This window comes from Aquipuribacter aurantiacus (assembly GCF_051216895.1).
Taxonomy (GTDB): domain Bacteria; phylum Actinomycetota; class Actinomycetes; order Actinomycetales; family JBBAYJ01; genus Aquipuribacter.
Genome location: NZ_JBPKAO010000051.1, coordinates 1 through 390, shown reverse-complemented (window position 1 = coordinate 390; position 390 = coordinate 1). Strand labels below are relative to the sequence as shown.

The window sequence follows — 390 nt, the reverse complement described above, 5'->3', positions numbered from 1 at the left end:
CGCTCGCACTGTGGCTGGAGGTGCCGATGTGGTCCCGGAGGGCGGCTGCGGCGGCTGCGGAGGGGGCGAGACCGACGACGGTGCCACCACCGTTGGTCCAGGCTGCGGCGAGCGCGGACATGGCGGTGGTCTTCCCGGCTCCGGCCGGCGCGATCGCCAGCTGCAGACGGGCCCCGGAGGTCGCCATCTGGCGCACCAACGCGACCTGCCCCGCGTTCAGGTCGGTGCCGTTCGCGGTCGCCTCCAGCAACGCCATCTCCACCGCCTGCCCGTCAACCGTCCGTCCGTCTCGTCGTCCCGCGACGGCGACCAACCGTTGCTCGGCGGCGAGGACCGACGCTGACGTGTAGAGGTCGGCGCCGGCGACCTGGTACACGCTGCTGCCGTCGC

General features: G+C 73.6%; 1 protein-coding gene. It reads right to left on the bottom strand.

The features are described 5' to 3' along the window. The coding region (locus ACR80Q_RS18360) for an AAA family ATPase (RefSeq protein ID WP_435379095.1) at positions 1–390 on the bottom strand (390 nt) is incomplete at both ends.